This is a genomic window from Pseudomonas sp. SIMBA_068, assembly GCF_046534705.1.
Lineage (GTDB): Bacteria > Pseudomonadota > Gammaproteobacteria > Pseudomonadales > Pseudomonadaceae > Aquipseudomonas > Aquipseudomonas putida.
Genome location: NZ_JAWRYI010000329.1, coordinates 1 through 285 on the forward strand (window position 1 = coordinate 1; position 285 = coordinate 285).

Here is a 285-nt window from a genome sequence, read left to right on the forward strand (position 1 = left end):
GGTATAGCCCAGCTCTCCCAGTGTTCGGGTATCGGCGATGGTGGCGCCTTGGGGCCAGAGCAGATCGTCCCGCCAGGCAACCTCCTCGCCGAGGCATATCGACGAAGGTCGCGGCGCGCGCTTCAGCGTTGACTTGAGCGCCAGCTTCACACGGCCAACGCCGCGCTCGAACAAAGGTAAGGTGTCTGAGTGGTTCATGATGAGTCTGTCCCTGTAAGCCGCTACTGGAGGTACTTCGCGATTTGATAGCGCACCGAGCCGTCGCCACTGGCGAATTCGTCCATC

The 285-nt window shown here is 61.4% G+C and carries 1 pseudogene; it reads right to left on the reverse strand.

What is annotated here, in order from left to right:
- Positions 1–198, reverse strand: a pseudogene (locus tag SB756_RS29395) (2OG-Fe(II) oxygenase); the annotation flags it as partial.
- Positions 199–285: the final 87 nt, after the last annotated feature.